The organism is Desulfatiglans anilini DSM 4660, from assembly GCF_000422285.1.
Lineage (GTDB): Bacteria > Desulfobacterota > DSM-4660 > Desulfatiglandales > Desulfatiglandaceae > Desulfatiglans > Desulfatiglans anilini.
In genome coordinates, this window is the sequence record NZ_AULM01000085.1 from 1 (window position 1) to 3642 (window position 3642).

2 protein-coding genes are annotated in these 3642 nt (G+C 54.6%); both read left to right on the forward strand.

Annotation, left to right across the window (positions count from 1 at the left end):
• The first annotated feature begins 510 nt into the window (after positions 1-510).
• Positions 511-2472, forward strand: coding sequence for a hypothetical protein (locus tag H567_RS0121040; RefSeq protein WP_028322896.1), 1962 nt, complete (start codon positions 511-513; stop codon positions 2470-2472).
• A gap of 189 nt (positions 2473-2661) precedes the next feature.
• Positions 2662-3588 carry a hypothetical protein gene (locus tag H567_RS0121045; RefSeq protein WP_035255642.1) on the forward strand — a complete coding sequence of 309 codons (927 nt, stop codon included), beginning with the start codon at positions 2662-2664 and terminating at the stop codon, positions 3586-3588.
• Positions 3589-3642 lie beyond the last annotated feature (54 nt).

The following is a 3642-nucleotide window of genomic DNA, read 5'->3' on the forward strand; positions in this document are numbered from 1 at the left end:
CTTATCTGAGGTCATGTTAAACGTGCTCCCTCGTCTCGTCAAGCTTCAAACCGGGCAGGGGGGCGGCTGCATGCTCCGGGAGGGTGGGAACTCACCTCTCTGAGAACTCATGGTTTTGCGGCGGCTCCATCCCCGAAGGAATAGGGATGGTCCCTCTCTCTCGATCCATGCTGCTGGAAGCACGTTTTGTGCCGGATAGGATCCATGAATTGCAGTGCGCAAAAGGTCATCCGCTCTCAAGAACGCCTATTTTGGGAGGTCCCGCACACGAAGGCCCGTCGTGGTCAGGACAACCCGCCTCGCAGAGGATGTGCGATGCACTGTTGTTTGTGCATGCGCCATGGGTTTTTGCTTTCGGTTTCGCTCTCCTTCCGTCCCGATCCGGCATTCAACCACCCGAACGGCAGGAACCACCCCCTCCACCTGCCGCCTGGTGGTGTGGCACAGATCCTGCTTCACCCTTTTTGACCGTTTGAGTTCCTTCAATGAACCCTCATGAGCAGGAACCCGATGCCTCCGATCACCACCATCTCGTTCAGCCATCGGCAAATCCCTTTTGAACTGGATCTCGCCGCCCGAAGCTTCAAGGTCAAGCAAGGCGGCGATCCGGAAACGGTCGCCCTGCGTCGGCGAGATTTTGAACATAGGCCCTGGTGCGGGTGCATGCCGAGCCTCGAGGAGAGAAAGGCGAGGGCCCTTTCCCGTGTGGAGAGCGACCTCGCGCGTCTGATCGATCTGCCGCTGGGAAAGGACTATTTCCTTTATAATCTGAGGGATCTGATCGAATCGAGCGACCGTTTGCTCGAGGACGCCGAGCAACCGTTAGAGCTGCAGGATCTGATCGCCCCGCTCATCGAGCCGGATATGTTTCCCCTGCATTCCGCAGCTGCCATGGACCGGCTCCGCTCCGACCTTCAGGACCTCAAGAACCGCCCCCGTCTCACGCCGATCGTCTCCTATGATCTGATGGATCCCTGGTCGTTTGAAAACGGCACACGGAGCCTGCCGCCATCTGAGGTGCGCGGGATCATCGACGTGATCACCAGGGCTATGGAGGCCCACCCCCCGATCGAGCGGGAGGCCGTCCCCGGCATCCGCAACCATGGTGTAAACGATAGGCCCGGGCGAAGGCCCGCATTGAAAAAAGAAAGACGAATGCCGCATCTGAGAAAGGAACTCTATCGCAGGAAAAAGACCTCTGCTGCCGCCGATCGTAATGAGAAGGCCCAAAAAAGGGACAGGGAGATGGAGGACTCCACCGCCCTGAATCAACGGCCCACGCCCCCTGAAAGGCCGCTGAATTTTATCGATCCCGCGAAGTACAACTTTCTTGACCCTTCGAACCCCGTTCCGTCCCCTTGGACTACTCCCTCCGGCCATCGCCCGCCGTCCATTCCCGACCTGCTTTTTCCCGGACTCGGTGAATCCTTTTCGAAGCCGCTCGAGCAGTTTTCTCCGCCCGCAAAGCCGACGAGTGTCCTCGGTTCCGGTCCCTTGCCGGAAGCCGAAAAGGAATCAGCGAAGGAAGGGTTGAAGGTGCAGCTGTATCGAATCCGGCCCGAACGCGCCGATACCGGCGCTCCTTTGAAATCCATGCACGAAGACCCCAATCCAGCGCATTACGAGAAAACGATCCGGAGGGCCAAGGATGTCATGCGGAAGTTGCTCATCTCCGATAAAGAGCAGAAGGCGGTTCTGGGGGTGGTGAGGGATATCTGGGTGAATCATGCCTACGGGGTGCCGCTGGAAGAGAAAAGATCCAGGTGGCGGTTCTTGAAGGGGAGGCGGACCCGCGGTGGACCGATCATCGAGCTTCGTAAAAAGAAGAAGACCGAGCCATACTTCGAGTGCGAACGTCAATCCTGGCTCCCTTATTATGGACGTTGGAAGGCGGAAGTTCAACGGAGGTGCGAGGAATTGGGCGACCCGACCCGGGGTCCTCTCAGTTATATTTACGATCCGATCTACGAGCAGGTGACTGAGCAAATGCAGGGCGAGTTCCTTTCATCAAAGCCTCAAATGGATGCCTATCTGGATGAGCTGCAAGACGATGTCGAAGAAGTTTACCGCCTTCGTAAGAACCCGCCCTTCCGGAGCTTTTGGATTACCCCGAAAAAAGTGCCTTATTACGGTAAAGGACGGGAAGATTTTTGGGATGCTCAAAGCGAATTTCTACAACTTTGGGAGGACCTGAGCCGATCCCTTGGTGATCGTAAAATATGCATCGAGTGCCTGGCGATACACAGATATAGCCTGGGTGGCGGTGTTCACAGAATATGCAATACGTTTTTCGATGTCGAAAAACGATCCGATCGGAAAGAGATTATCTCATGGCCTTTTACAAGGAAACATGAAATTGATTGCATAGACTTTGACATTTATACAGACTGTGGTAAGACACTATGGAAGATTTACTGTGTGAAAAGGGATGAATATAGACAAACAGCCGGCAAGAAAATGAATGAATTATAAAAATGCATTTGTTTTAACAATGAACTTCTATGGAGGTATATCATGTGCGATAGTCGAATTAGATTGGACCATGTAAGCACACCAACACCTCGAATGTATCCATCAGAACAGCATAGAAGGCATCGAACGGCCATCAAACCATCCAGCAATTTTGATAAGTTCCTTGTGGCGGTCAATCAGGCGCAGTGGATGATCCCTTCCATCAGCGCTGCCACCATCCGCAAGCTGTCTCCTCCGAACGTAAAAGACGTTCATCTTGTTACGCTCCCTGAACAAGAGACCATCGGCCAGATGGTGGACGATACTTCTTCTGGGTTTAGAGAATGCCGGTTTGTACCGACGGGAGATGAGTCCATCCGGATCGGCAGCAAATCGGTCCATTGGGGAAAGATATCCGGAAAGGTGGAATTGCACCTCCAAAAACTGGGCCGGCTCCGTGAGTACTTTCTCCTGAACCAGGGGATTGCGCAGGGGGAATGGCGTCTGATCGAGGCATCCAGTAAGACCGAAAAGTCTTTGTCCAGAATGATCGCCCGCAAACAGAACGGCACCCTCGTCCACTACCCCGACCTGACGGCCTTGTTTTGGAAGAATGATGCCCTCGACGAGTTCGTGATCGCCTTTCCGGGGATGTCTTCCTTGGAAGATACCGTGAGGTGTGCAGAGATCCTTGCCGGGCTGGTGCCCAAAAAATTATCGCAGGCTGATCGACTCGTCTCCGATATCGAGAAAACCGTGCGCGAAAAACAGCCTTGTCATCACCTCAAGCTGGTCGGGCACTCCATGGGCGGGGCGATAGCGGCCTATGCAGGGGCGAAGCACCATGTCCCGTTTGAGGTCTTCAATCCTCTCGGGCTGGGGTCTGGAATCCTTTCGACGCTCAAGAAAGAGGATATCCGGAGTGCGAAGGAGCAAAGTGCCTGTTATATCGACGAAGGGGACTGGGTCAGCGACCCCCGCCGCCCCAAAGGCGGTCATCCGCTCTTTTCGGCTGGGCTCGGATTTCTCGGTGGAGGTTCGCACCTGGGGAAGTTCCACCTGATTCCGAACGAGTATCATCCACAGGATAGTGGACTATTAACGCCGGTCAAAAAATGGACAGAATGGAGGGTTTAAAAACGATCAGGGAGAGTACCGGGGCATAGCTGTGCACAGGGCGGCAAACGGCTG